The sequence below is a fragment of the Enterobacter sp. 22466 genome (assembly GCF_052044775.1).
In the GTDB taxonomy this organism is placed as follows: domain Bacteria; phylum Pseudomonadota; class Gammaproteobacteria; order Enterobacterales; family Enterobacteriaceae; genus Enterobacter; species Enterobacter dissolvens.
The window spans coordinates 57,414-83,051 of the sequence record NZ_JBQENX010000001.1 but is presented as its reverse complement, the minus strand read 5'-3'; the positions used below and the strand labels follow the sequence as shown (position 1 = coordinate 83,051).

The 25,638-nt window shown below is 55.7% G+C and carries 24 protein-coding genes; 6 read left to right on the top strand and 18 right to left on the bottom strand.

Annotation, left to right across the window (positions count from 1 at the left end):
• Positions 1-93 precede the first annotated feature (93 nt).
• Positions 94-552, bottom strand: a complete 459-nt coding sequence (gene gpt, locus ACTJJI_RS00320; protein ID WP_003863205.1) for a xanthine phosphoribosyltransferase — start codon at positions 550-552, stop codon at positions 94-96.
• Positions 553-812: 260 nt separating this feature from the next.
• Here gpt and pepD point away from each other — a divergent pair, with 260 nt between their 5' ends.
• The gene (pepD, locus tag ACTJJI_RS00315) at positions 813-2,270 is read left to right on the top strand and encodes a cytosol nonspecific dipeptidase (protein WP_083021252.1); all 1,458 of its coding nucleotides are present in this window, start codon (positions 813-815) and stop codon (positions 2,268-2,270) included.
• A 61-nt stretch (positions 2,271-2,331) separates the two neighbouring features.
• Here the strand turns inward: pepD and dinB are convergent, their stop codons facing one another.
• The 8 genes from dinB to ACTJJI_RS00275 form a co-directional block, all read right to left on the bottom strand.
• Entirely contained in the window at positions 2,332-3,390 is a 1,059-nt protein-coding gene (dinB, locus tag ACTJJI_RS00310) for a DNA polymerase IV (RefSeq protein ID WP_046888769.1), read from the bottom strand.
• 107 nt (positions 3,391-3,497) lie between these two features.
• Positions 3,498-3,698 carry a (Na+)-NQR maturation NqrM gene (gene nqrM, locus ACTJJI_RS00305; RefSeq protein ID WP_072095035.1) on the bottom strand — a complete coding sequence of 67 codons (201 nt, stop codon included), beginning with the start codon at positions 3,696-3,698 and terminating at the stop codon, positions 3,498-3,500.
• Between the two features lie 2 nt (positions 3,699-3,700).
• A complete protein-coding gene (gene nqrF / locus ACTJJI_RS00300) occupies positions 3,701-4,924 on the bottom strand; it encodes an NADH:ubiquinone reductase (Na(+)-transporting) subunit F (RefSeq protein ID WP_440652598.1) in 1,224 nt (407 codons plus the stop codon).
• Between the two features lie 10 nt (positions 4,925-4,934).
• On the bottom strand, positions 4,935-5,531 hold the full coding sequence (nqrE, locus tag ACTJJI_RS00295) for an NADH:ubiquinone reductase (Na(+)-transporting) subunit E (RefSeq protein ID WP_014830783.1): 597 nt from the start codon (positions 5,529-5,531) through the stop codon (positions 4,935-4,937).
• A 6-nt stretch (positions 5,532-5,537) separates the two neighbouring features.
• A complete protein-coding gene (locus ACTJJI_RS00290; protein ID WP_083021251.1) occupies positions 5,538-6,176 on the bottom strand; it encodes an NADH:ubiquinone reductase (Na(+)-transporting) subunit D in 639 nt (212 codons plus the stop codon).
• Positions 6,169-6,963, bottom strand: coding sequence for a Na(+)-translocating NADH-quinone reductase subunit C (locus ACTJJI_RS00285; protein WP_063412143.1), 795 nt, complete (start codon positions 6,961-6,963; stop codon positions 6,169-6,171). The genes ACTJJI_RS00290 and ACTJJI_RS00285 overlap by 8 nt, the downstream gene beginning before the upstream one ends.
• Positions 6,956-8,191: an NADH:ubiquinone reductase (Na(+)-transporting) subunit B gene (locus ACTJJI_RS00280; protein ID WP_232943693.1), complete on the bottom strand. Its 1,236-nt coding sequence runs from the start codon at positions 8,189-8,191 to the stop codon at positions 6,956-6,958. The genes ACTJJI_RS00285 and ACTJJI_RS00280 overlap by 8 nt, the downstream gene beginning before the upstream one ends.
• 3 nt (positions 8,192-8,194) lie before the next feature.
• Entirely contained in the window at positions 8,195-9,538 is a 1,344-nt protein-coding gene (locus ACTJJI_RS00275) for a Na(+)-translocating NADH-quinone reductase subunit A (RefSeq protein ID WP_014830780.1), read from the bottom strand.
• Between the two features lie 298 nt (positions 9,539-9,836).
• Here ACTJJI_RS00275 and dpaA point away from each other — a divergent pair, with 298 nt between their 5' ends.
• The gene (gene dpaA / locus ACTJJI_RS00270) at positions 9,837-10,577 is read left to right on the top strand and encodes a peptidoglycan meso-diaminopimelic acid protein amidase (RefSeq protein WP_440652593.1); all 741 of its coding nucleotides are present in this window, start codon (positions 9,837-9,839) and stop codon (positions 10,575-10,577) included.
• Here the strand turns inward: dpaA and ACTJJI_RS00265 are convergent.
• The gene (locus ACTJJI_RS00265) at positions 10,548-11,315 is read right to left on the bottom strand and encodes a class II glutamine amidotransferase (RefSeq protein WP_014830779.1); all 768 of its coding nucleotides are present in this window, start codon (positions 11,313-11,315) and stop codon (positions 10,548-10,550) included. The two genes, dpaA and ACTJJI_RS00265, sit on opposite strands and share 30 nt — an antisense overlap.
• A gap of 53 nt (positions 11,316-11,368) precedes the next feature.
• Positions 11,369-11,947 carry a D-sedoheptulose 7-phosphate isomerase gene (lpcA, locus tag ACTJJI_RS00260; protein WP_013095727.1) on the bottom strand — a complete coding sequence of 193 codons (579 nt, stop codon included), beginning with the start codon at positions 11,945-11,947 and terminating at the stop codon, positions 11,369-11,371.
• 239 nt (positions 11,948-12,186) lie between these two features.
• Here lpcA and fadE point away from each other — a divergent pair, with 239 nt between their 5' ends.
• Entirely contained in the window at positions 12,187-14,631 is a 2,445-nt protein-coding gene (gene fadE / locus ACTJJI_RS00255) for an acyl-CoA dehydrogenase FadE (RefSeq protein ID WP_046888774.1), read from the top strand.
• A gap of 108 nt (positions 14,632-14,739) precedes the next feature.
• The gene (locus tag ACTJJI_RS00250) at positions 14,740-15,510 is read left to right on the top strand and encodes an amidohydrolase (protein WP_058651600.1); all 771 of its coding nucleotides are present in this window, start codon (positions 14,740-14,742) and stop codon (positions 15,508-15,510) included.
• Positions 15,511-15,562: 52 nt separating this feature from the next.
• Here ACTJJI_RS00250 and ACTJJI_RS00245 read toward each other — a convergent pair whose 3' ends face one another.
• Genes ACTJJI_RS00245 through ACTJJI_RS00215 form a run of 7 tightly spaced genes read right to left on the bottom strand, consistent with a single transcriptional unit; the run spans position 15,563 to position 23,337 of the window.
• The gene (locus ACTJJI_RS00245; protein WP_257256944.1) at positions 15,563-17,164 is read right to left on the bottom strand and encodes a gamma-glutamyltransferase family protein; all 1,602 of its coding nucleotides are present in this window, start codon (positions 17,162-17,164) and stop codon (positions 15,563-15,565) included.
• A gap of 9 nt (positions 17,165-17,173) precedes the next feature.
• Positions 17,174-18,049 (bottom strand): ABC transporter permease, encoded by an 876-nt coding sequence (locus tag ACTJJI_RS00240; RefSeq protein ID WP_063427268.1) that lies wholly within the window; start codon positions 18,047-18,049, stop codon positions 17,174-17,176.
• 2 nt (positions 18,050-18,051) lie between these two features.
• Complete coding sequence (locus tag ACTJJI_RS00235) at positions 18,052-18,993, bottom strand: ABC transporter permease (RefSeq protein WP_020686308.1); 942 nt, start codon at positions 18,991-18,993, stop codon at positions 18,052-18,054.
• A gap of 18 nt (positions 18,994-19,011) precedes the next feature.
• Positions 19,012-20,526, bottom strand: a complete 1,515-nt coding sequence (locus ACTJJI_RS00230; RefSeq protein ID WP_440652589.1) for an ABC transporter substrate-binding protein — start codon at positions 20,524-20,526, stop codon at positions 19,012-19,014.
• Between the two features lie 2 nt (positions 20,527-20,528).
• The gene (locus ACTJJI_RS00225) at positions 20,529-21,611 is read right to left on the bottom strand and encodes an ABC transporter ATP-binding protein (protein ID WP_270783037.1); all 1,083 of its coding nucleotides are present in this window, start codon (positions 21,609-21,611) and stop codon (positions 20,529-20,531) included.
• Complete coding sequence (locus ACTJJI_RS00220; protein WP_046888779.1) at positions 21,608-22,621, bottom strand: ABC transporter ATP-binding protein; 1,014 nt, start codon at positions 22,619-22,621, stop codon at positions 21,608-21,610. The genes ACTJJI_RS00225 and ACTJJI_RS00220 overlap by 4 nt, the downstream gene beginning before the upstream one ends.
• Positions 22,618-23,337, bottom strand: coding sequence for a FadR/GntR family transcriptional regulator (locus tag ACTJJI_RS00215; RefSeq protein WP_046888780.1), 720 nt, complete (start codon positions 23,335-23,337; stop codon positions 22,618-22,620). The genes ACTJJI_RS00220 and ACTJJI_RS00215 overlap by 4 nt, the downstream gene beginning before the upstream one ends.
• An 811-nt stretch (positions 23,338-24,148) precedes the next feature.
• Here ACTJJI_RS00215 and ACTJJI_RS00210 point away from each other — a divergent pair.
• Together ACTJJI_RS00210 and ACTJJI_RS00205 are read left to right on the top strand one after the other, a co-directional pair.
• A complete protein-coding gene (locus ACTJJI_RS00210) occupies positions 24,149-24,811 on the top strand; it encodes a helix-turn-helix transcriptional regulator (protein ID WP_038418730.1) in 663 nt (220 codons plus the stop codon).
• 155 nt (positions 24,812-24,966) lie between these two features.
• Complete coding sequence (locus ACTJJI_RS00205; RefSeq protein ID WP_014830768.1) at positions 24,967-25,602, top strand: hypothetical protein; 636 nt, start codon at positions 24,967-24,969, stop codon at positions 25,600-25,602.
• Positions 25,603-25,638 lie beyond the last annotated feature (36 nt).

Below are 25,638 nucleotides of genomic sequence, written 5' to 3'. Positions count from 1 at the left end.
CATGGATACGTCATATAGTGTCCATTGTAACGCGTGGCAGGATAAAAAGAACAACGCCCGGCATAGCCGGGCGTGTAAAGTTACGTGCGGGAATTAACGGCCAGAAATAGGCGGTACGAAGACCACGCCCATGTCCCATGGCTGTTCAATCCAGGTATCCTGTGGGATATCAATCACGTAATCGTCAACCAGTGGGCGGCCCGCCGGTTTCGCGAAGATGGTGACAAAATGCGCTTTAGGGTACATTTCGCGGATAGCCACCGCGGTACCGCCGGTATCCACCAGGTCATCGATAACGATGAAACCTTCACCGTCGCCTTCAGCGCGTTTCAGCACTTTCAGCTCACGCTGGTTGTCGTGGTCATAGCTGGAGATGCAGACGGTATCGACATGACGAATACCCAGCTCACGCGCCAGCAGCGCCCCCGGTACCAGACCGCCACGGCTAACGGCAATAATGCCTTTCCACTGTTCAGAAGGCATCAGACGCGCGGCCAGTTTGCGTGCGTGGATCTGCAACATGTCCCAGGTGACGACGTATTTTTCGCTCATGTGAAGTGTCCCAGCCTGTTTTTATACGGCTTAAAAAGTGTTCGAGGGGGAAATAGGTTGCGCGAGATTATAGAGATCTGACGCACTAAAAACCAGTGTTTAGCGCCCTCTGCCTGAGTTTTTACATGCTTTATGCTACCAGCCATCGGAGAAAGTGGTATTCTCAGTTGCATCTCGCAAGCCTGACTTGTGGTAACTATTAACCTGCTAACCCTGTGACCTGCAACTCGCTTTGCAGGGCATCGACAAGGAGACTTATCGTGTCTGAACTGTCTCAATTATCTCCGCAACCGCTGTGGGATATTTTTGCCAAAATCTGCTCCATTCCACACCCGTCTTACCATGAAGAACAGCTTGCCGAACATATTATGGGTTGGGCGAAGGAAAAAGGTCTGCACGCTGAACGTGACCAGGTTGGCAACATTCTGATCCGCAAACCGGCGACCGCTGGCATGGAAAACCGTAAACCGGTGGTCCTGCAGGCGCACCTGGACATGGTGCCACAGAAAAACAACGACACCGTTCACGACTTCACGAAAGACCCGATCCAGCCGTACATCGACGGCGACTGGGTGAAAGCGCGCGGCACCACGCTGGGTGCAGATAACGGTATCGGTATGGCCTCTGCGCTGGCGGTACTGGCGGACGACAGCGTTCAGCACGGTCCACTGGAAGTGCTGCTGACCATGACCGAAGAAGCGGGCATGGACGGTGCGTTCGGTCTGCAGGCGAACTGGCTGCAGGCGGATATTCTGATCAACACCGACTCCGAAGAAGAAGGCGAGATCTACATGGGCTGCGCGGGCGGGATTGATTTCATCTCTACCCTGCCGCTCTCACGTGAAGCGGTGCCTGCTGGCTTCCAGACCTTCAAGCTGACGCTGAAAGGGCTGAAAGGCGGCCACTCCGGCGGCGATATTCACTTAGGCCTGGGCAACGCCAACAAACTGCTGGCACGCTTCCTGGCGGGCCACGCGGCTGAGCTGGACCTGCGTCTGGTCGATTTCAACGGCGGTACGCTGCGCAACGCAATCCCACGTGAAGCGTTCGCGACAGTAGCCGTTCCAGCCGCCAAAGCGGACGAGCTGAAAAAACTCTCCAGCGTCTATCTGGATATCCTGAAAAACGAACTGTCCGCGAAAGAGAAGAACCTGACCGTGGTGCTGGAATCCGTGTCAACGGATAAAGCCGCACTGACCACCCCGTCTCGTGACACCTTTATTCAGCTGTTAAACGCGACGCCAAACGGCGTGATCCGCAACTCAGACGTCGCGAAAGGCGTGGTTGAAACCTCGCTGAACGTGGGCGTGGTCACCATGGGCGACGACAGCGCAGAGATCATCTGCCTGATCCGATCGCTTATCGACACCGGTAAAGAGTACGTGGTGAGCATGCTGGAATCTCTGGGCACGCTGGCCGGTGCGAAAACCTCTGCCAAAGGCAGCTACCCAGGCTGGCAGCCGGACGCAAGCTCTCCGGTGATGGCACTGGTGCGTGAAACATACCAGCGTCTGTTCAACAGCACCCCGAACATTCAGGTGATCCACGCGGGTCTGGAATGTGGTCTGTTCAAGAAGCCGTACCCGAACATGGACATGGTCTCCATTGGGCCAACCATTACCGGACCACACTCGCCGGATGAGCAGGTTCACATTGAAAGCGTGGGCCATTACTGGACCCTGCTGACTGAACTGCTGAAAGCGATTCCTGCTAAGTAATACCCTCACCCCAGCCCTCTCCCAAAGGGAGAGGGTCAACAACGTCGCGCCACCGGCCTTTTTACAATCCCAATACCAGCTGACGTTCCAGCTGCGGATCCAGCAAGGTAACGTGTAATCCCACCAGCCTGACCCCTCGCCCGCCCCGACGTTCATCCCAGGCCTTTTTCGCCGTCGCGATGAGATCCTCTTTATTCAGACGCGGCCAGACGTGCTCCTGGGTCGTCTGCTGGAAATCGTTGAACTTCAGTTTCACGCCCTGACGGGCAATCAGCAGGTCCGGTTTTACCTTTATCAGGCGTCGCTCCAGCTCAGGATAGAGCTGCTCCGTGATGATGGTTTCACATTCAGACCAGTCATGAATATCTTCAATCAGTGTGCGTTCAACCCCGACCGACTTTCGCAGCCGCTCGCTACTGACACTGCGCTCATCTATCCCCTGACTGCGCTCCCACAGCACGCGGCCAAATTTTCCAAAGCGTTTAAGCAGCATGGCTAAATCGCTGCGCTGCACATCTTCGCAGGTTCGCAGCCCCATGCTTTCCAGCTTTGCCGCAGAGACTTTGCCGACGCCCGGGATTTTGCCGAGCGGCAACGTCTTTAAAAACGCCGGGACCTCTTCCGGGGTGATCACGTACTGGCCGTCCGGCTTGTTGAGATCGGACGCTATTTTGGCGAGGAACTTCACCGGTGCGACACCCGCCGACGCGGTCAGATTCAGTTCATTGAAGATAGTCCGGCGGATCTCCTGCGCCATTAACGTCGCGGAGCCGTGACAGTGCACGCTGTCGGTGACATCAAGATACGCTTCGTCCAGCGACAGAGGTTCAATCAGGGAGGTGTAGCGGGAGAAAATTTCGCGGATATGCAGGGAGGCTTCTTTATACGCCTCAAACCGGCCAGGCAGGAGCGTGAGATGAGGGCAAAGCTTTAAGGCCATCGCCGTCGGCATGGCGCTACGCACGCCAAACTTACGCGCAGGATAGTTGGCGGTGCTGATCACCCCGCGCTGCACGCGGCTACCGCCAATCGCAATGGGGATATCCCGCAGCGCCGGGTTGTCACGCATCTCCACTGCGGCAAAAAAGCAGTCCATATCGACATGGATTATTTTGCGCATAGTAAGCCCTCACTCATCACTGGATAAGTATACAGTAAACAAATGAGGGTTGAGAAGTGTGCGTGAGAATTGTCGGGTGGCGGCTTCGCCTCACCCGACCTACCAGATTAAATGATGCGCTGCTGTTCGCGGGCCATCCGTTTTTTGCGGGCGTCGCACGGTTCCGGGCAGTCGCAGACCTTTTCCATGCCAATGGACGAGATCCCACCGCAACTGCCTTGAATGCTTTTACGCTTAATGATCCAGCCTAACGACATGCCGAGTATCACCAGCACAAAGACCACGAAGGTGGCCAGAAACGTCAGCATCATCAGCCTCCAAAATCGTCCAACAGGATGTTCTCATCTTCCACGCCCAGATCTTTAAGCATCTTGATCACTGCAGCGTTCATCACTGGCGGACCACACATATAAAACTCGCAGTCTTCCGGCGCAGGATGCTGTTTGAGGTAGTTTTCATACAGCACGTTGTGGATGAAGCCCGTGTGGCCGGTCCAGTTATCTTCCGGCTGCGGATCGGAAAGCGCCACATGGAAGGTGAAGTTAGGATTTTCACGCGCCAGCTGTTCGAACTCATCGTCATAGAACATCTCACGCAGCGAACGCGCCCCGTACCAGAAACTGATTTTACGCTGACTGCCAAGCCGCTTGAGCTGGTCGAAAATGTGCGAACGCATCGGCGCCATACCTGCACCACCGCCGATAAATACCATTTCGGCGTCCGTCTCTTTCGCAAAGAACTCGCCAAATGGCCCGGAGATGGTCACCTTGTCGCCCGGCTTTAAGGACCAGATATACGATGACATGACGCCCGGCGGCGCATGCGGTACCGCTGGCGGCGGCGTGGCGATACGCACGTTAAGCATGATAATACCCTTCTCTTCCGGGTAGTTCGCCATGGAGTAAGCACGAAGCGCGGGCTCTTTAACCTCAGAGACAAAGCGGAAGAGATTGAATTTATCCCAGTCGGCACGGTATTCGTCAGGCACATCGAAGTCAGCGTAGGCTACGGTGTGCTCCGGACATTCAATCTGGATATAGCCCCCCGCCCGGAACGGAACGCTCTCTCCTTCAGGCACCCGCAGTTTAAGCTCTTTGATAAAGGTGGCTTTGTTATTGTTGGAGATAACTTCGCATTCCCATTTTTTGACGCCGAAAATCTCCTCCGGCAGTTCAATTTTCATGTTCTGGCGCACCGCGACCTGACAGGCCAGACGGCAGCCCTCTTTCGCCTCACGCTTGGTAATGTGCGCCAGCTCAGTGGGCAGAATATCGCCACCGCCCTCTTTTACCTTTACGCGGCACTGCCCGCAGGAGCCACCGCCACCGCAGGCCGAAGAGACGAAGATGCCGTTGCCGGAGAGCGTATTCAGCAGTTTATCGCCGGCTGGCGTGCGGATCTGGTTCTGCGGTTCATCGTTGATATCAATAATGACATCGCCGGAGTTCACCAGCTTCGCGCGCGCTACCAGAATCAACCCCGACAGCACCAGTACAATCAGCGTGAACATCGCCACGCCAAGCATAATTTCCATCAGTTAGCCCTTATAGCTGCACACCGGAGAAGGACATAAAGCCCAGCGCCATCAGCCCGGTGGTGATAAAGGTGATCCCTAAGCCACGCAGGCCTGCAGGCACGTTGGCATATTTCATTTTTTCGCGGATCCCCGCCATGGTGACGATAGCCAGCATCCAGCCGATCCCGGAACCGAAACCATACACCACGGATTCGCTGAAGTTGTAATCACGCTGAACCATAAACGAGACGCCACCGAAGATGGCGCAGTTCACCGCGATCAACGGCAGGAAGATCCCCAGCGCGTTGTAGAGTGACGGGAAATACTTATCGAGGATCATCTCAAGGATTTGCACCAGCGCCGCAATCACACCGATAAAGGTGATGAAGTTCAGGAAGCTGAGATCCACCCCCTCAACCAGCGCGCTGTCACGCAGGACAAAGTTGTACACCAGGTTATTGATCGGCACCGACAGGCCAAGCACCACGGTAACCGCTATGCCCAGGCCAAACGCCGTCGACACCTTTTTGGACACGGCAAGGAACGTACACATGCCGAGGAAGAACGCGAGCGCCATGTTTTCAACAAACACCGCGCGCACAAATAAACTCAGGTAATGAGCCATTGTCGGTTACTCCTTTTCCTGCTGTTCTGGCTTCAGGGTACGAATCAGCCAGATCAGCAAACCGATAATGAAAAATGCGCTTGGAGCCAGCAGGAACAGGCCGTTTGGCAGATACCAGCCGCCGTTCTGTACCGTGTCCAGCACCGTGATGCCAAACAGCTTACCGCTGCCAATCAACTCACGCAGGAACCCTACGGACAGCAGGATCACACCGTAGCCGAGGCCGTTGCCGATGCCGTCCATAAAGCTCGCCAGCGGAGGCATTTTCATGGCGTAGGCTTCTGCACGCCCCATCACGATACAGTTAGTGATGATCAGCCCCACAAACACCGAGAGCTGTTTTGAGGTTTCATAGGCAAAGGCACGCAGCAGCTGATCGACCACGATCACCAGCGAGGCGATGATCGCCATCTGGACGATGATCCTCACGCTATTCGGAATGTGGTGTCGGATCATGGAGATAAACATGCTGGAAAACGCAGTAACCAGCGTTACTGCCAGCGTCATCACCACCGCCGTTTCCAGCTTGGTGGTCACCGCCAGGGCTGAACACACACCCAGCACCTGCAGCGTTATCGGGTTATTGGCTAAAAGTGGGCCAATCAGCACCTTTTTAACTTCTTTCAGTTCACCCGTATCAGCCATGGTTCAGCGCTCCTTCACGTACATTTTTCAGGAAAGGACCAAAACCGAGCTCGCCCATCCAGAAATCAAAACTGTGCTGCACCCCTTTGGAGGTGAGCGTGGCCCCGGATAGCCCGTCAACAGCATAGACATCGTCAGGACGCGCAGACCCTTTCATCACCTTCAGCGCAGGCGCTCCGCTGTCGTCGAGCACTTTCTTCCCGACAAACTGCGCGCGCCAGTTAGGGTTCTCCACTTCACCGCCGAGCCCCGGCGTTTCGCCCTGGTCATAGTAGGTAATGCCTTTCACGGTGCGGCCATCCGTATCAAGCGCCACAAAGGCATACATCATTGACCACAGGCCGTTGCCGTAAATAGGCAGCACCACTTCCTGCACCCGTTTTTGTTCATCGCGCACGAGATAGACTTCAGCCAGATTGCTGCGACGCTTGATACCCGCCGGATCCTGGGATGCGTCCAGCGTCAGGCTCATCTGCGGGTCTTTTAACGCCAGTGCCTGGTTGTATTTCGCCGGATCTTTATCCAGCAGTTGGCCGGTTTTTAAATCCACCAGACGCGCGGTGATGCGCTCAGCAAAGACTGCAGAGACGTCGTCTGCACTCATCCCTTCCTGCATCAACCCGGCAACGGCCAGAATGTTGCGCTGTTTATCCAGCGCACGCTGCTCCTGCTGTCGCGGCTTTAACCCCACGGCAGAGCCGGCCACCACGATGGAACAGACCAGACACAGGACCAGCACCACCAGCAGCGTTTTGCCGATGCTGTCGTTATTTTTGATTTCAGCCACGTGCCTTCCTCCGCTTAATGTTGGCGCGCACGACCAGATAATCGAACAGTGGTGCAAACAGGTTGGCAAACAGAATGGCCAACATCATCCCTTCCGGATAGGCCGGGTTGACCACACGAATCAGGACACACATCACCCCGATGAGCACGCCATAGCTCCATTTCCCTCTGTCAGTAAAGGAAGCCGAGACCGGATCGGTGGCCATGAACATCATGCCGAAGGCGAAACCACCCAGCACCAGATGCCAGTACCAGGGCATGGAGAACATCGGGTTGGTGGCGGAACCGATAAGGTTGAACAGTGTGGCAGTCAGCACCATGCCGATCATGACACCGGCGACAATTCGCCAGGAGGCCACGCGACCAAACAGGATGATCGCCCCGCCAATCAAAATCATCAGCGTGGAGACTTCCCCGATGGAGCCAGGAATGTTGCCAATAAACGCATCAAACCAGGTCACGGGCTGGCCTGTCGCGTTATTCACCAGCGTTTCACCGCCGTGCGCCGCCCATTGTGAAAGGGGCGTCGCGCCGGAGAAACCGTCCGCAGCAGTCCAGACCAGATCGCCGGAGATTTGTGCCGGATAGGCAAAGAACAGGAACGCACGCCCCGCCAGCGCCGGGTTGAGGAAGTTACGCCCGGTTCCCCCGAAGATCTCTTTCGCGATGACCACACCAAAGCTGATCCCCAGCGCGGCCTGCCAGAGCGGTAACGTTGGCGGGACAATCAGGGCAAACAGAATGGAAGTAACAAAGAAGCCTTCGTTGATCTCATGTTTGCGAATAATGGCAAACAGCACTTCCCAGAAGCCGCCCACGATAAATACCGTGATGTAGATCGGCAGGAAGAACACCGCCCCCAGCGTCATCATGCTGACCCAGCCCGCGTCTGGGGCAAAACTCACGCCCAGCGACTGCGCAAGACGGTAGTGCCAGTCAGACTGGATCACCTGCGCCAGTTGCTGAGCATCGTACAGATGATGCAGCGCCGGAATGGTCTGCAGCCCCACGTTGTACATGCCCCAGAACATTGCAGGGAAGACGGCAAACCAGACCAGAATCATCATTCGCTTCAGGTCGATGGCGTCACGAACGTGCGCCGCCCCTTTCGTCACCAGCCCCGGCGTGTAGAAAATGGTGGTCGTCGCTTCATACAGCGGGTAATACTTTTTCAGTTTACCCTCGGTAAAGTGCGGCTCAATTTTTTCAAAGAGGTGTTTTAAGCCCATCGGTTATCCTTCCTGCTCAATGCGGGTTAACACCTCGCGCAATACCGGTCCATATTCGTATTTGCCCGGACAGACATAGGTGCAGAGCGCCAGATCTTCTTCGTCCAGTTCAAGACAACCGAGCGCCTGGGCGCTGTCGGTGTCTCCGGCAAGCAGATCGCGCAGCAGCATGGTCGGCAGAATATCGAGCGGCATAACACGCTCGTAGTTGCCAATCGGCACCATGGCGCGCTCGCCGCCGTTTGTGCTGGTGGAGAAGTTGAACAGCTTATGACGCAGGAAGTGGCCGAGCGTGGTACGGGTGACGGAATACTTTTCTGCACCTGGCAGCACCCAGCCAAAGAGCTCTTTCTCGCGCCCTTCCAGAACCACGCTTACCTGCAGATGGAAGCGTCCCAGATAGGCCTGCGGCCCAACGGCATGACGGCCGCTGAGTACCGAACCGGAAATCAGACGGTTTTCACCCGCTTTGGTTTCGTCGTCCAGCAGTTCATTGATATCCGCCCCCAACAGCGTCGTCACCAGACGCGGGTGTGCCGCCTGCGGCCCGCCAATCGCGATCACACGCTCTGTGCAGAGCTTACCGGTGGTAAAGAGTTTGCCGATGGCAATCACGTCCTGATAGTTAAGGTGCCAGACCTGTTTTGTCAGGCTGACCGGCTCAAGAAAGTGAATATGCGTCCCCACCAGCCCCGCCGGATGCGGGCCTGCAAATTCGTTAAACGTGACCTGTCCCTGCGGATGACCGCCGAGTTTACCACCACTGGCCTGACAGACATGCACTTTCCCGGACGTCAACCGCGTGAGAACGGTCAGCCCGGCATCAAAGGCCTGGCGTTGTGCCAGAATAACCGGCTGCGGGTCTGCACTGAGCGGGTTGGTGTCGATTGCCGTCACGAAAATAGCGGCCGGAACCGTATCGGGCACAGGTGTTTTGCTGAAGGGGCGAGTGCGAAATGCGGTCCACAAACCGGCGTCCAGCAGTTGCGCCTGAACGGTTTCACGGCTCAACGCCGCGAGGTCTGCGGCCTCATAATGGGCAAACTCACGCTGTTCATCCCCTTCAATGCGGATAACCACCGACTGCAACACGCGGCGCTCCCCACGATTAATCGCTACAACGGTGCCGCTGGCAGGGGCGGTGAACATCACGCCGGGATTTTTTTTATCTTCGAACAGCGCCTGCCCTTTAATGACGCGATCGTCCTGCTGGACCAGCATTGAGGGGCGCATCCCCACATAATCGTCACCCAGAATGGCAACATGGCGAACGCTTGCGCCTGCCGAAACGTGCTGTTCGGGCACGCCTGCGATGGGCAGGTCAAGTCCTTTTCTTATTTTAAACATGTGGTTAGCAAGTTTCCGTGAACAACTCTTCAGAGGGCGTGAAGTTTACCATTTCCGGTGTTTTCCGGGCAGAGAAAACGCCGCCACAGGTTCCAAATTGCGAACTGATACGCAAAGTTCCTGGAGTCAACGCGATTGTGATGGGTTATAAAGTAAAACTAATTTGTAAACTAACTGCTCCGCTCTTGCGAAAATCTATAGCGGTGCTAATGTGAGCGCTCCTAACAGATTAATCTGATTTCGGGTCTCTTTTGCCGTTCTGGCAAGTTGGTCTTAGTTTTATCAAGGAACTTGTAGTATGCGTAAAATCGCATTGTTCATTGCGATGCTCCTGATTCCGTGCGTGTCGTTTGCCGGGCTGCTCAGCAGCAACAGTTCAACCACGCCTGTGAGCAAAGAATATAAACAGCAGCTAATGGGATCCCCCGTTTATATTCAAATCTTCAAGGAAGAACGCACACTCGACCTGTTTGTGAAAATGGGTGAGACATATCAGCTGCTCGACAGCTACAAGATTTGTAACTACTCCGGTGGTCTGGGGCCAAAACAGCGTCAGGGCGATTTCAAGAGCCCGGAAGGGTTTTACAACGTTCAGCGTAACCAGCTCAAACCAGACAGCCGCTTCTATAAAGCGATCAATATCGGCTTCCCGAATGCCTTTGACCGTGCACACGGTTACGAAGGGAAATATCTGATGATCCACGGTGCCTGTGTGTCCATCGGCTGTTACGCGATGACCGATTCCGGCATTGATGAGATTTTTCAGTTTGTCACGGGCGCACTGGTCTTTGGTCAGCCAAACGTTCAGGTCAGCATCTACCCGTTCCGCATGACCGATGCCAACATGGCGCGTCACAAGTACTCTTACTACTCGGATTTCTGGAAACAGCTAAAACCGGGGTATGACTATTTCGAGCAAACGCACAAGCCGCCTGTCGTCTCGGTTGTGGATGGCCGTTATGTGGTCAGCAAACCGCTGAGCCACGAAGTTGTCCACCCACAGCTGGCATCAAATTACACGGTCCCCGAGACAAAATAGTACCCACTCGCCTGGCATAATCTTTTGCCAGGTCTCGTTGCCCGTCAGCGGCTGCGTAGCGATCACCGTGACCACATCATTTGGTGTGGTCTCTTTCTGAAAATCAATTTCCACATCCTGATCGAGCAGCTTTGCCACGCCAAACGGCGCACGGCGGGTGATCCAGAACAGGTTCGTCGAGCAGAACGCCATTACATAGCGCCCGTCAGACAGCAGCATGTTAAACACGCCCTTTTCGCGCAGTTCAGACGCCAGCGACGCAATATATTTAAAAACCGCCGCCATGTTGCCCGGGGTGCGCGGATAACGCTCTGTCAGCTTATGCAGCAGCCAGCAAAAGGCTTTTTCGCTGTCGGTTTCGCCAACCGGGCGGAAATTCCCGGTCTCCAGCGACTTATAGCCCGTAAGTTGCCCGTTATGCGCGTAGGTCCAGTTACGGCCCCACAGCTCACGGGTGAACGGATGGGTGTTTTCGAGCGCCACTTCGCCGCGGTTTGCCTGGCGAATATGGGCGATCACCGAGCGGGACTTAATGGGGTAGTCCTGCACCAGTTTAGCAATCGGTGAATTGAAGCTGGGTTGCGGATCTTTGAACGTGCGACACCCTTTGCCTTCGTAGAAGGTGATACCCCAGCCGTCTTTATGCGGCCCGGTTCCCCCACCGCGCTGTACCAGCCCGGTGAAGCTAAAGCAGATATCGGTTGGCACATTGGCGCTCATCCCGAGCAGTTCGCACATAGATCACCTCCACTCCACAACTGCGGGGGGCATTGCTGCCCCCCAGCGAAGTCTTACTTAACCATCTCTTTTTCGATCAGCTGGATCAGGATATGGATCACTTTGATGTGAATTTCCTGAATGCGGTCAGCATAACCGAAGTGCGGAACACGGATTTCAACGTCCGCGGTACCGTCCATCTTACCGCCATCTTTGCCCGTCAGGGTGATGACTTTCATCCCTTTTTCACGCGCCGCAGCAATCGCTTTGATCACGTTGCCGGAGTTGCCAGAGGTGGAGATACCCAGCAGCACGTCACCTTCACGACCCACCGCTTCAACGTAGCGGGAGAAAATGTAGTCGTAACCGAAATCATTGCCCACGCAGGAGATGTGGCTCACGTCGGAAATCGCAATCGCCGGGTAGCCCGGGCGGTTTTCCCGATAACGTCCGGTCAGCTCTTCTGCGAAGTGCATCGCGTCACAGTGGGAGCCGCCGTTACCGCAGGAGAGTACTTTGCCACCGGCTTTGAAGCTGTCGGCCAGCAGGACCGCCGCGCGCTGAATAGCGTGAATATTGGCATCATCTTTCAGAAAGTTAGCCAGCGTTTCCGCCGCTTCGTTCAGTTCGTTACGAATAAGATCCTGGTACATGAGGATAATCCTTCAGTATTGATGAAATAACACAGTGGAGTGTACCGGATAGCGGGAAAAGCGAGAAGCTAAAGCCATGAGAAACGTCCGGCGTTTTGCTTTTTCGTGCCGGGTAAACCGCGAACAATGTGAACCAGGTTGTAATTATTTTGTAAACACATTGCTAAAGGAAATGACATCAACTATAACCATATCATCACAAGTGGTCAGACCTCCTACAAGCAAGGGAGTTTTTCTTTATGATGATTTTGAGCATTCTCGCAACCGTTGTCCTGCTCGGTGTGTTGTTCTATCACCGTGTAAGTTTATTCCTGAGCAGCCTGATTCTTCTGGCCTGGACGGCTGCGCTTGGCGTCGCAGGTCTCTGGAATATCTGGCTTTTAGTGCCGCTGGCCATCATTCTTCTGCCGTTTAACCTGGCGCCGATGCGTAAGTCGATGATCTCCGCGCCGGTGTTCAAGGGGTTCCGCAAAGTGATGCCGCCGATGTCGCGCACCGAGAAAGAAGCGATTGACGCCGGTACCACCTGGTGGGAAGGCGACCTGTTCCAGGGCAACCCGGACTGGAAAAAACTGCATAACTATCCGCAACCGCGTCTGACGGCGGAAGAACAAGCCTTTATCGATGGTCCGGTGGAAGAAGCCTGCCGCATGGCCAATGACTTTGCCATCACTCATGAAATGGCCGACCTGCCGCCGGAGCTGTGGGCATACCTGAAAGAGCATCGCTTCTTCGCGATGATCATCAAAAAAGAGTACGGCGGTCTGGAATTCTCCGCTTATGCTCAGGCTCGCGTGCTGCAAAAACTGGCCGGCGTCTCCGGGATCCTGGCGATCACCGTAGGCGTACCTAACTCATTAGGCCCGGGCGAACTGCTGCAGCATTACGGTACCAAAGAGCAGAAAGATCACTATCTGCCGCGTCTGGCACGTGGTCAGGAGATTCCATGCTTCGCGCTGACCAGCCCGGAAGCAGGTTCCGATGCAGGTGCCATCCCGGATACAGGCGTGGTCTGCATGGGCGAATGGCAGGGCGAGCAGGTGCTGGGTATGCGCCTGACCTGGAACAAACGTTATATCACCCTCGCCCCCGTCGCCACCGTACTGGGGCTGGCGTTTAAACTCTCCGACCCGGAAAAACTGCTGGGCGGCGAAGAAGATCTGGGCATCACCTGTGCGCTGATCCCCACCTCTACCCCGGGCGTTGAAATCGGTCGTCGTCACTTCCCGCTGAACGTACCGTTCCAGAACGGTCCGACCCGCGGTCAGGATATCTTTGTGCCGATTGATTACATCATCGGTGGGCCGAAAATGGCCGGTCAGGGCTGGCGTATGCTGGTGGAATGTCTGTCCGTTGGTCGCGGCATTACCCTGCCGTCGAACTCAACCGGCGGGCTGAAATCGGTGGCGATGGGGATTGGTGCCTACGCGCACATCCGTCGTCAGTTCAAAATCTCCATCGGCAAGATGGAAGGCATTGAAGAGCCGCTGGCACGTATCGCAGGCAACGCCTACGTGATGGATGCTGCCGCGTCGTTAATAACCTACGGCATTATGCTGGGTGAAAAACCGGCCGTACTGTCCGCGATTGTGAAGTACCACTGCACCCACCGCGCACAGCAGTCAATCATTGATGCAATGGATATCGCGGGCGGGAAAGGCATTATGCTCGGCGAAGGCAACTTCCTGGCGCGTGGCTATCAGGGCGCACCGATCGCCATCACCGTTGAAGGGGCCAACATCCTCACCCGCAGCATGATGATCTTCGGCCAGGGGGCGATTCGTTGCCATCCGTACGTGCTGGAAGAGATGGCTGCCGCGCAGAATAACGACGTGGATGCCTTCGATAAACTGCTGTTCAAACATATCGGTCATGTGGGAAGCAACAAAGTGCGTAGCTTCTGGCTGGGCCTGACCCGCGGGCTGACCAGCGCCACGCCAACCCATGATGCGACAAAACGTTATTACCAGCATCTGAACCGGCTGAGCGCCAACCTGGCGCTGCTGTCCGACGTCTCCATGGCGGTACTGGGCGGTAGCCTGAAGCGTCGTGAACGTATCTCTGCCCGTCTGGGGGATGTGTTGAGCCAGATTTTCCTGGCCTCTGCGGTACTGAAACGCTACGACGATGAAGGCCGTCAGGAAGCGGATCTGCCGCTGGTGCACTGGGGCGTGCAGGATGCGATGTATCAGGCAGAACAGGCGATTGACGACCTGCTGGCGAACTTCCCGAACCGCTTTGTCGCAGGCGCCCTGCGCGTGGTGATCTTCCCGACCGGACGTCATCACCTGGCACCGTCCGACAGGCTGGATCATAAAGTGGCGAAGATCCTGCAGGTACCGAGCGCAACCCGCTCCCGTATCGGCCGCGGTCAGTATCTGACCCCAACGCCGCATAACCCGGTGGGTCTGCTGGAAGAGGCGCTGCTGGATGTGATGGCTGCCGACCCGATTCACCAGAAGATCTGCAAACAGCTGGGCAAAAACCTGCCGTTTACCCGCCTGGATGAACTGGCGAAACAGGCTCTGGCGGGGGGGATTATCGACAACAATGAAGCCGCTATTCTGGTGAAAGCCGAAGAGAGCCGTCTGCGCAGCATTAACGTGGATGACTTCGAGCCGGACGAGCTGGCGACACAGCCGGTAAAGCTGCCGGAGAAACACCGTAAACCGGAAGCCGCATAACGCGTTTCGTCCTGACAAACCCCGCCCCGCGCGGGGTTTTTTATTGCCACATTTTCTCGTTATGTCGTGCTACAGTGTCAAAAAGTGGTCGTTTGAGGAGTCTGAATTGTGCCTGGTCTGAAGATTTCGATTTTGCAGCAACCTTTAGTGTGGATGGATGGTCCTGCCAACCTGCGCCACTTTGATCGTCAACTGGAAGGCATTACCGGGCGCGATGTGATTGTCCTGCCGGAGATGTTCACCACGGGCTTTGCGATGGAAGCCGCGCAACAGTCGATGCCGCAGGATGAGGTGGTCGCCTGGATGCACGCCAAAGCGCAGCAGACCAACGCGCTGATTGCCGGGAGCGCCGCCCTGCAAACGGAACGCGGCCCGGTGAACCGCTTCCTGCTGGTTGAGCCGGAAGGGAAAGTGCATTTTTACGATAAACGCCACCTGTTCCGCATGGCCGATGAACATCATCATTATGAAGCCGGCAACGAACGCGTGGTGTTCGAGTGGCGCGGCTGGCGTATTCTGCCGCTGGTCTGCTACGACCTGCGCTTCCCGGTCTGGTCACGCAACCGCAACGATTACGACCTGGCGCTGTATGTCGCCAACTGGCCTGCGCCGCGCTCCCTGCACTGGCAGTCGCTGCTGGTGGCGCGCGCGATTGAAAACCAGGCGTACGTGGTGGGCTGTAACCGCGTGGGAACCGACGGCAACGGGCATCACTATCGCGGCGACAGCCGGGTAGTGAATCCGCAGGGTGAGATCATCGCTACCGCCGAGCCGCATCAGGCGACGCGGATTGATGCCGAGCTGTCGTTGACGGCGTTGAAGGAGTATCGCGAGAAGTTTCCGGCGTGGCAGGATGCGGATCCGTTTAGTATTGGGTGACATTTTCCCCTCACCCGAACCCTCTCCCTCAAGGGAGAGGGAGGATAAAAGATTAACTCACCAGCGCCTGCCCGTCTTTGCGGCTCTCCGTCGCGGCCACGTAGTGCCCTTCCGGCATCCGGTAAATCACCTGCGCACCGCCAAAGTTATACTCCTGGAGCGGATCTTCCACGACGATGTGGTGGCCACGTTCACGCAGGGCGGCAATGGTATTGCGATCGAACGTTGATTCGACGATCACCTCCCTGCCCTGCACCACGCGCCAGCGCGGGGCATCGATGGCTGCCTGCGGGTTTTGCCCGTGCAGCATGATGCGCAGCGCCATCTGCATATGCCCTTGCGCCTGCATTGGGCCGCCCATCACGCCAAACGACATCAGCGGCTTGCCGTTGCCGTCCATCGCAAAGCCCGGAATGATGGTGTGGAACGGACGCTTGCTGCCCGCCAGCGCGTTCGGGTGCTTCGGATCCAGCACAAATCCGCAGCCGCGGTTTTGCAGGCTGATCCCGGTATCCGGCACCACAATCCCTGAACCAAAGCCCATAAAGTTGGACTGGATAAACGAAACCATCATCCCGCTGGCATCCGCGGTGCTGATGTAGACCGTGCCGCTCTGCGTCGGCGAACCGTACTCAAAATCCGAGGCTTTATCAGGGTCGATAAGCGCCGCGCGCGATTTCAGATAATGGTCGCTCAGCAACTCTTTGGCCGCAAACTCCATGTGCGCTTCATCCGCCACGTAGCGGTCGAGATCCGCCAGCGCCAGCTTCATCGCCTCAATGGACAAATGCAGGGACTGCACGGAATCCGGGTGATGGTGCTCAATGCCGCACTGCTCCAGAATGCCGAGCGCAATCAGCGTGGCGATCCCCTGCCCGTTCGGCGGCAGCTCCTGCACCGAACCGCCGGCAAAGTCGCGCGACAGCAGATCCACCCAGTCCACGCGATGATTTGCCAGATCTTCAGCCGTGAGATGGGCGCCGTGCGCTTTGGCGAAGGCGGCAATTTTCTGCGCCAGCTCGCCCCGGTAAAACGCCTCGCCGTTGGTTTTTGCAATCAGCTCCAGCGAGTTCGCCTGCGCCGGGTTACGGAAGATCTCCCCCACGCGCGGGGCACGGCCTTCCGGCGCGAAGCAGGCGCTAAAGCCCGGCTGGTCTTTGAGCTTGTTATAACCGCGCTGCCAGAGATGACCAATCAGCGGTGAGACGGGAAAACCGTTACGCGCATACTCAATGGCAGGCTGCGCCAGCGTGGTCAGCGGCAGCGTGCCAAAACGCTCCGCCAGTGCCACCCAGCCCGATACCGCGCCGGGCACGGTTACCGCATCCCAGCCGATTTCCGGCATCGCCGTTTTGCCAGCGAACAGATCCGCGTGCCAGCTCGCAGGCGAACGGCCGGAGGCGTTCAGGCCATGGAGCTTTTCGCCATCCCAGACGATGGCGAAGGCATCGCTGCCAATCCCGTTGCCGGTGGGTTCAACCACCGTCAGCGCCATCGCGGTGGCGACAGCCGCATCAACGGCGTTGCCGCCCAGCTGCAGCATCTTCATCCCCGCCTGCGCCGCCAGCGGCTGCGAGGTGGCAACCGCGTTATGGCCCATCATCGGCGGGCGTCGTGAAGCGTAACCGGACGTAAAATCAAGCGCTTTGGTCATCATGACTCCTTAGTCGTGGCGCGGATCGAGCGCATCGCGTAGCCCGTCGCCGAGTAAATTAAAGCCCTGCACGGCAAGGAAAATCGCCACGCCGGGGAAAATGGACATCCAGGGTGCCTGCTCAAGGAAGCCTTTGGCGGTGTTAAGCATTGAGCCCCAGGAGGGGTTCGGCGGCTGCTGCCCCAGACCCAGAAACGAGAGGCTGGCTTCGGCGATAATCGCCGAGGCAATGGCCAGCGTGGCCTGCACCAGAATGGGTGACATCACGTTCGGCAGAACGTACCTGATGATGATCCAGCGATCCGGCAGGCCTATCGCCCGCGCGCCGTCGATGTACTCTTCGTTGCGAATGGCGATCACCTGGCCGCGCGTGAGGCGGGCGAAGATCGGCATCGCGGAAAGGCCAATGGCGATCATGGCGTTGGTCAGGCTTGGCCCTAAAAACGCCCCGAGGGCGATCGCCATGATCAGGAACGGACAGGCCAGCAGCGCCTCGATAACGCGTGAGATCACCCCGTCCCACATTTTCTGAAAGTAGCCTGCCACCAGCCCCAGCGGCACGCCGATGACCACGGCGATGACTACCGACATACACCCCGCCATCAGCGAGGTTCTGGCTCCCCAGATAATGCGGGATAAGATATCGCGCCCCAGCTCGTCGGTGCCGAACCAGTACATCGCCGAGGGCGCTTTACGCACCGCGAGGAAATTCGCCTTCACCGGATCGAACGGCGCGATCCACGGTGCCAGCAGCGCCACCAGTACAAAGAAGCCCACCACCGCCGCGCCAATCACCGCGCTTTTATTGGCGAGAAATTTCTTTAGCACCCGGTTCTGCGCACGGGGCAGAACCGGGGCAACGGTTTGAGTTGTCAGTTCCGCCATGATTAACCTCGCATTTTCGGGTTGATAAGGACGTACAGCACGTCGGCCAAAAGATTCAGCAGCAGGAAGCCAATCGCCACGATCAACACCACGCCCTGCACCACCGCATAGTCACGGTTAAACACCGAGTCGACGATCATTTTGCCAAACCCCGGAATGGTGAAGACTTGCTCGGTCAGCACCGCGCCGCCCAGCAGCTCGCCGAACAGCAGCGTGGTGAGGGTGATCACCGGTACCAGCGCGTTGCGAAACGCATGCTTGATGATGACAGCTTTTGGCAGCAACCCCTTGGCCCGCGCGGTGCGGATGTAGTCAGCTTTGAGCACGGCGATCATGGAGGCGCGGGTATGGCGCATCAGCGTGGCCGCCAGCCCGGTGCCGAGCACGGCGGCAGGCAGCAGCAACGTCCGCAGGTTCTGCACCGGATCTTCACTAAACGGCACGTAGCCGGACGCGGGCAGCCATTGCAGATTGACCGAGAAGACCAGAATCAGCAGGATCCCGAGCCAGAAGTGCGGTATCGAGATCCCGGAGATCGCCACAAAGTTCGCCCCGTGATCGACCCAGCTGTTTTTGTTCACGGCCGCGAGGATCCCCATGCTGATGCCGAATACCAGGGCGATGATCATCGCCAGCAGCGACAGCTCCAGCGTGACCGGCAGTTTACTGGCGATCAGCTCGGTCACCGGTTCGTGCGTGCGTAAGGAGACCCCAAGATCGCCCTGCAGCGCACGCGTCAGCCAGTGGAAATACTGCACCGGGATAGGCGCATCCAGATTGAGCTCAGCGCGCAGCTGGGCGATCACCGCCGGATCGCGTTCCTCACCCGCCATGGCGATCAGCGGGTCGCCGGGCAGCAGCTTCTGCAGCCCGAACACCATCATGCTCACCAGCAGCAGGGTCGGAATGGCCAGCAGCAGCCGTTTGCAAATCAGTTCCAGCATGGGTTCTCCTCAGGACGGTTATTTCGCCAGCGTCACACCGGCCAGACGCACGATGCCGTCCGGATAAGGTTTAAAGCCCTGCACGTTTTTGTTCAGCCCGAAAATGCGCGGCTCGAAGTAGAGGTAGGCAATCGGCATGTCGGTTTGCAGCTGCTTCACCACCTTGTCGTACAGCGGCTGGCGAACGGCTTTGTCAGTACTGAGGCGCGCCTGCGTCAGCCACTCATCAACCTGCGCATTGCTGTAACGTCCGTCGTTAAGCGTCCCTTTGCTGTGGATAAAACCGTAGATGCTGCCGTCCGGGTCCGGGCGGCCTGACCATCCGGAGAAACTCAGCTGATAGTCGCCGCTCTGCTGGCGATCGAGCAACGTGGCGAACTCGGTCATCTGTAGATTCAGGGTAAAGCCCGCCTCGGCCACCATCGCCTGCAGTACCTGACCCACCTGCTGCGAGGTTGGGTTGTTCGGCACCAGCAGATTCACGCTCAGCGGCGTAGTGACGCCTGCGGCTTTCAACAGCGCTTTGGCCTTCTCGACGTCGCGCGGTGGCACCGGCAGGTTGACGTGATACGGACTTACCGTCGAAAACGCCTGGTTAGCAGGGGTATACAGCCCTTCAAAGACCACCTGATTGAGCGCATCGCGGTCAATGGCCTGAGAAAACGCTTCACGTACGCGGGCATCCTTAAATGGATCGTTAGCCGGCACCTTGCCGTTATTGATGTTAAAGGTGATGCCCTGATACCCGAGCCCGGTCACCTTCGCCAGCGCCAGCTTGCTGTCGGCTTCGACGGTTTTAACGTCGCTGGCAGCGATGCCTTCGGTCAGATCGAGATCGCCTGCGCGCAGGTTCGCCAGACGCACGGAGGCATCCGGGATCGGCAGATAGATAATTTTGTCGAAGTGGTAGGCGTCTTTATTCCAGTAGTTGTCGAAGCGGGTCAGAACAATGCGGTCCTGCGACACGCGGCTGTCGAATTTGTACGGGCCGGAACAGACCGGATGGGCGGCAAAGTCAGGCTTCTTCGCGGCTTCGGGTGCCATCATCGCGCCGGCGCGGTCGGTGAGCTGCATCAGCAGCGCAGCGTCAGGCGTTTTCAGGTGCAGCGCAATCTGCATCGGGCCGGTGACCTCAACGGACTCCACGGACGATATTTCACTTTTACGCAGAGAGCCTTTTAAGGTCAGCGCCCGGTCGAGGTTGTATTTTGCCGCTGCCGCATCGAATTTTTCGCCGTCATGGAAGGTGACGCCTTCACGCAAATTGAAGGTCAGGGTTTTGCCATCCTCGCTCCAGGTCCACTCTTTCGCCAGACCCGGCACCACTTTCAGGTTTTCGTCCACATCCACCAGCCTGTCGCACAGGGAGGCAAAAACGAAGCGGCCATAATAGGTGCGCGCCAGATGCGGATCGAGCATGTCCGGGTCTGCACCCAGCCCTACTCGCAGCACGCTTTCAGCCTGGGCGGGCAGCGCCGCGCCGAGCAACATAACACTTCCCAGTACGGTCAAAAGAGAATTACGCATTGTCATTATCATGAGTTCCTTGAAGGAAGGGAGGAGTGAGAGGCCGCGTGTTCAAACAGCGCGCGGCGGCGCAGAAAGGCGGCAGACGGCGGTGCTATCTGGATAACACTGCGATCGCGGTTAATCTCCTGCCAGCGGTGGCAGGCAATCTGGCGTCCGCCTTCCAGCACCTGATTAATGGGCTCGGCAAGGCGACATTCATCCGTGGCATACGGGCAACGGGTATGGAATCGGCACCCGGACGGGGGATCGGCCGGATTCGGTAAATCCCCTTGCAGCAACGGGACAGCGCGTCGGGCGCCCGGCTGCATCTGCGGCGCAGAGGCGATGAGCGCCTGGGTGTAAGGATGGAGAGGCGCGTCAAAGATCTCGTCGACGCTGGCAAGCTCAACGATCTGCCCGAGATACATCACTGCCACGCGGTCGCTCATATGGCGGATGACCGCCAGGCCGTGGGCCACAATCACCATTGTTAGCCCCAGCTGATGCTTCAGGCTTTCCAGCAGATTGATCACCTGCGCCTGCACGGAAACATCCAGCGCCGAGACAGGCTCGTCACCCAGCAGCAGTTTTGGCCCGGAAGCCAGCGCACGCGCAATACCAATACGCTGGCGTTGCCCACCTGAAAACTCGTGCGGAAAACGCGCCGCCCAGGCGGCAGGCAGGCCCACGGTTTTAAGCAGTTCCGCGACGCGATAGTGACGATCGGCTTTTTTCATCTCCTGATGCAGCCACAGCGGCTCACCCACAATCTGCTCAACCGTCATACGCGGGTTTAGCGACGCAAAAGGATCCTGAAAAATAATCTGTAATTCACGGCGCAGCTGGTTGAGACGGGCTCCCGAGGCGAGTGTGATCTCCTCCCCCTGATAAAACACACGTCCTTCGCTGGCGGCCAGCAAACGCAGCAGCAGACGGCCGAGCGTGGATTTGCCGGACCCGGATTCCCCGACAATCGCCAGCGTTTCACCGGGCATCACGGAGAGGGAAACGCGATCCACCGCCGTCACAAAGCGGGCTGGAGTGAACAGTTTCTTCGGGCCAGGGAAGCGCTTGCTCAGGTCACGGGCTTCAAGAATGGGCGTGGTCATGCGATCTCTCCCAGCGCAATGTGTTGTTCCAGCGGCACGCGGAAGCAGGCGACCCGATGGTCAGCCCCCTGCGCCGCGAGAGACGGTTTTTCGTTATGGCAACGCGTTTGCGCGAAGGGGCAGCGGGTCGCAAAGCGGCAGCCTTTCGGCATGGATTCCGCCAGGGGAACCGCGCCGGGAATGGTGGCGAGCGGTCCTTTACGGGCACCCGCGGACGGAATAGAGCCCATCAGACCAATGGTGTACGGGTGCTGCGGATCGGCAAAGATGGCCTCGACGCTCCCCTGCTCCACCACCTGCCCGGCATACATCACCGCCACCTGCTGCGCCACTTCCGCCACCACGCCTAAATCATGGGTGATCATCAGCACCGCCGTGCCGGTCTCCTCTTTTAAGGTGTTAAGCAGCGCGAGGATTTGCGCCTGAATGGTCACGTCCAGCGCGGTGGTCGGCTCGTCGGCAATCAGCAAACGCGGATGGTTAATCAGTGCCATCGCAATCATCACGCGCTGGCGCATGCCGCCGGAAAGCTGGTGCGGATACGCTTTCAGGCGCATCTCTGCGGCCGGGATCTGTACCTTCTCGAGGATCTGCAGCGCGATCTTCATCGCCTGTGCGCGCGGAACATTCTGGTGTCGCATAACCGCTTCGCTGAGCTGATCCCCCAGGGTAAAGGCGGGGTTGAGTGAGGTCATTGGCTCCTGGAAAATCATCGCCAGCTCGTTACCGCGAAGATCGGCATATTCCCGCGGGGAGAGTTTTCGCAGATCGTGGCGACGAAACTGCATGTCACCGCTGACAATCTGCGCGCTGGCGGGCAGTAGACCCATCAGTGCTAAGGAGGTGATACTTTTCCCGCAGCCGGACTCCCCCACCAGCGCCAGCGTTTCGCCCGCTTTCACCGTCAGCGAGATACCGTCAAGCACGCTCACCGGCGAGCCGGCGAATTTAACGTTGAGGTTTTGCAGGCGCAGTACAGGAGTGGCTTCCTTAAACGGAATCGTCGTCATAGCGTGAAGTCGTCCTCAAGGTGAATCGCCTGTATCAGGGCGTTTTGCAGGCTAAGCAGATGTTCGCGCATGGCGGCCGCTGCTTCGTTGGGCTGGCGATGGATAATCGCAGACATGATTTTATGATGGTGGTCGTTGTAGACATCGACGCGTTCGGGGGTTCGGGCAAGCTCACGCAAATGCTGCCAGCCCGGCTCACGCCGCACGGCATCAATGGCATCAAAAAGACCGAGCATCAGGCGATTGCCTGCGGCCTCCGCAATGGCGCGGTGAAAGGCGCTGTCCCACAGTTCATTCAGATCGCGGTCATCCGGGCTGACCTTATCGATGCGTTCCAGCATGCGCTGCATGAGCGCGAGGTTTTCCCTGGTGGCACGCAGTGCCGCAAGCCGGGCTAAGCCGGGTTCGAGCTGTAGACGAGCTTCCATCACTTCCAGAAGGTTGGTTTGCTGAACCAATCCCTGAAGGGCAAGCGGTTCCACAGGCGCAGCAGGACCGATAAAGGTACCTTTGCCCTGCTTACGCCAGATCCGTCCCTCTTCTTCCAGCACATCCAGCGCACGACGCACTTCACGTCGTCCTACGCCGAGAGTTTCCGACAGCTCACGTTCTGTGGGCAGCGGAAGGCCTGGTGTTGACTCGTGCTGGTGAATAAGACCGCGCAATTGTTCAAGCGCGGTGCTGGAATTTGCCAGAAACCGTGACGGTTTTTCCATATAGGTTCGCTCGCTTTCATCATTGCTTTATTGTTATTAACGATAAGTTATTGATATGAGGCGCTACTTATCGCGCTAATGATTAAGCAATAAACGAACCAATTTTATATTGGTTCAAAATTTCGCCGTGTAAAGGATGGTAACCTGTTAATTTATAAGCTAAACACCCAAAACGCATTGGCACGTCAAACGTTGCGCCAGCACATTAGCCACTGCGCCAATTGCACAAAAATAGTGCAACAAACGCACCAAAAACGATCAAATGTTAAATAAATGCACCTATTATGTATAATCTTTGTTAACCAAAGATTATGTAAACGATAAAACAGGCAAAGATGCCGCCGACTGGTAACGCCGGGCAGAGATATTACGGACGACGAGTGACAAGAAACAGGTAAATAATACGCTTTATAAACAGGACAACTATTTTTCCCGGCTAGATTTAAATGCGTATTTTATTGCTCCACGCCGCTTACTTTAGTTAATAAAGCCCCTGCTTTTTCGGCTTATTAAACCGTGTCCCTCACCCGGTATTTCAGAAAGTAAACGACTCTGCCAAAAATTAACCAAAAAACAACAATTACAGCATTTTAGATAAAAATAAATGAATCTCACTCTCATTTAAGATCTTTTATAAAGCCTTGTTTTATATAAAGTTAATTCTTAAATCGCATTCATAATAGTCAGTTCAGACTATTTAATTAAGATTATTGCCTGGTCCAGAATATGATTATTCCTAAAGAACGACGGCGTTTGTCAGACTCCGGCTTAATATCATTAACGTAAGAAAACATCGCGTGTGAGGTATAATATGTACTGTGCAACAAACAATCCTGGCTATTTATCTCATACGGGTGGACAACCCGTTTGTCATACCCCTGACATGCGCTGTTATGGTTGCGAAAAGCAATGCCGCTTTAATACGTCTGAAGATGGCCAAAACCGTGATTGCCACGCTCTTGAATATTATATCTGGCCTGACAATAACACCTTTTTGGTTGAAGGCATTCGTCATCACTTTGGTGAGGTAAATGATAAATATATTTCGCAGCCGGTTGTCATCATCGACTTCAGTCATAAAAACATCAATTATTTTTTATCTGAAAACTGGTTAGATCAGTTCAAAAACATGAGACTGATTCTAGTCACTGATAAAAAGATGACGGCAATTGCACACTACTGGTTCTACAACGACACGTTAGAAACCACTATCAGTTCAATTATCTTTTATGACGATAGCGCAGAAGAAGTCTCGACGAAACTGAAAAAAACGTTCCTGGCAAAAACGATTAAACCGACAGGTAACAGACCCAAATTGAGTCAGAATGAATACAGCCTGTTTTCATTCCTCTTTAACGGCTGGTCGCCAAAGAAAATCGCCTACCGGAACGGTACCAGTGTTAAAAACACTTACGCCATGAAGAACCGAATTGAACGCAAGCTGGGCGTGTCCATCACACGGCTTGCAAGTTAGTGTAAAACGGACAATACGCTCTGTCGAAAATTCCTGGACGAACAGAGCGTACTCTGACTGTCACTCGTGTTTTTCCGTAATGCATAATTAATCTGATTGTTGATATATTACATAATATTTTACATATATTATATGGACGCGTAGCGTTTGATCACATGAACATTATTACTATTAAACAAAATGAGAATGACAACTACACTATGCGTTGTTACGGATGTGTGCATAAATGCGCCTATGCTCCCATTCGCAGCACAAAGTGCGATGAATGTTCAGGAACCGAGTTTTATATTTGGCCAGAAAATAACTCATTTCTGATAGAAGGCATTTTACAATACTTTGCTGGTATAAATTCAAAAATAATTTCACAACCCATTGTCGTGATAGACTTTAATTACAAAAATGTAAATTACTTCTTATCAAACAATTGGTTATCTCAGTTCAGAAACTCACGTCTGATTCTGATCACCGATAAAAAAATGGCGGCCATTGCCCACTACTGGTTTTACAACGACACGGCAGACACGATTATCAGCACGGTCATCTTTCATGATGACCTGGCTGAGGATATCAAAATGAAGATCAGCCAGTCTTTTATGGGTAAAATAATACGGCCTTCAGAAAAAAGAGCCAAACTTAGCGCAAATGAATATGCACTGTTTTCTGAATTGTATAAAGGTCAACTGCCTAAAAAGATTGCCATGAAAAATGCCACGAATGTCAAAAACATTTACGCCATGAAAATAAGAATTGAAACAAAGCTGGGCGTTCCTATTTCAAGGCTGGCGAGCTAACACGTCCATGTTAAAAAGAGACGTTAAAACATCAGC

Coding starts and splice junctions, on each gene's coding strand:
- gpt (WP_003863205.1), bottom strand. CDS start 552: ATGAGCGAAAAATACGTCGTCACCTGGGACATGTTGCAGATCCACGCA.
- dinB (WP_046888769.1), bottom strand. CDS start 3,390: ATGCGCAAAATAATCCATGTCGATATGGACTGCTTTTTTGCCGCAGTG.
- nqrM (WP_072095035.1), bottom strand. CDS start 3,698: ATGCTGACGTTTCTGGCCACCTTCGTGGTCTTTGTGCTGGTGATACTC.
- nqrF (WP_440652598.1), bottom strand. CDS start 4,924: ATGGAAATTATGCTTGGCGTGGCGATGTTCACGCTGATTGTACTGGTG.
- nqrE (WP_014830783.1), bottom strand. CDS start 5,531: ATGGCTCATTACCTGAGTTTATTTGTGCGCGCGGTGTTTGTTGAAAAC.
- ACTJJI_RS00290 (WP_083021251.1), bottom strand. CDS start 6,176: ATGGCTGATACGGGTGAACTGAAAGAAGTTAAAAAGGTGCTGATTGGC.
- ACTJJI_RS00280 (WP_232943693.1), bottom strand. CDS start 8,191: ATGGGCTTAAAACACCTCTTTGAAAAAATTGAGCCGCACTTTACCGAG.
- ACTJJI_RS00275 (WP_014830780.1), bottom strand. CDS start 9,538: ATGTTTAAAATAAGAAAAGGACTTGACCTGCCCATCGCAGGCGTGCCC.
- dpaA (WP_440652593.1), top strand. CDS start 9,837: ATGCGTAAAATCGCATTGTTCATTGCGATGCTCCTGATTCCGTGCGTG.
- ACTJJI_RS00265 (WP_014830779.1), bottom strand. CDS start 11,315: ATGTGCGAACTGCTCGGGATGAGCGCCAATGTGCCAACCGATATCTGC.
- lpcA (WP_013095727.1), bottom strand. CDS start 11,947: ATGTACCAGGATCTTATTCGTAACGAACTGAACGAAGCGGCGGAAACG.
- fadE (WP_046888774.1), top strand. CDS start 12,187: ATGATGATTTTGAGCATTCTCGCAACCGTTGTCCTGCTCGGTGTGTTG.
- ACTJJI_RS00245 (WP_257256944.1), bottom strand. CDS start 17,164: ATGACCAAAGCGCTTGATTTTACGTCCGGTTACGCTTCACGACGCCCG.
- ACTJJI_RS00240 (WP_063427268.1), bottom strand. CDS start 18,049: ATGGCGGAACTGACAACTCAAACCGTTGCCCCGGTTCTGCCCCGTGCG.
- ACTJJI_RS00235 (WP_020686308.1), bottom strand. CDS start 18,993: ATGCTGGAACTGATTTGCAAACGGCTGCTGCTGGCCATTCCGACCCTG.
- ACTJJI_RS00230 (WP_440652589.1), bottom strand. CDS start 20,526: ATGACAATGCGTAATTCTCTTTTGACCGTACTGGGAAGTGTTATGTTG.
- ACTJJI_RS00225 (WP_270783037.1), bottom strand. CDS start 21,611: ATGACCACGCCCATTCTTGAAGCCCGTGACCTGAGCAAGCGCTTCCCT.
- ACTJJI_RS00220 (WP_046888779.1), bottom strand. CDS start 22,621: ATGACGACGATTCCGTTTAAGGAAGCCACTCCTGTACTGCGCCTGCAA.
- ACTJJI_RS00215 (WP_046888780.1), bottom strand. CDS start 23,337: ATGGAAAAACCGTCACGGTTTCTGGCAAATTCCAGCACCGCGCTTGAA.
- ACTJJI_RS00210 (WP_038418730.1), top strand. CDS start 24,149: ATGTACTGTGCAACAAACAATCCTGGCTATTTATCTCATACGGGTGGA.
- ACTJJI_RS00205 (WP_014830768.1), top strand. CDS start 24,967: ATGAACATTATTACTATTAAACAAAATGAGAATGACAACTACACTATG.